The sequence below is a fragment of the Erwinia sp. PME.40.26/001 genome (assembly GCF_055556675.1).
The window spans coordinates 1-269 of the sequence record NZ_JBVHNP010000199.1 but is presented as its reverse complement, the minus strand read 5'-3'; the positions used below and the strand labels follow the sequence as shown (position 1 = coordinate 269).

The window sequence follows — 269 nt, the reverse complement described above, 5'->3', positions numbered from 1 at the left end:
ACGCATAACCTGCACAACATCTATCCGATCCGCGGCGCGCAGGTGCGCGATGCCAATGCCTGGGCCAAGTACCTCAACGAGGCGCGCGACAAGTTCGCGGTCAAATCCGACGTCGTCTTTGCCCAGCACCACTGGCCGGTGTGGGGAACCTCGCGGCTCCTCGACTACATGGCCAAGCAGCGCGACGCCTACAAGTATCTGCATGATCAGACGCTGCGCCTGATGAACCACGGCTGGAAACCGGGCGACATCGCCGAGAAGCTCAGCCT

The 269-nt window shown here is 62.1% G+C and carries 1 pseudogene; it reads left to right on the top strand.

Annotated features, from left to right (window positions below):
- A pseudogene (locus ACZ3HG_RS23835) lies at window positions 1-269 on the top strand (MBL fold metallo-hydrolase); the annotation flags it as partial.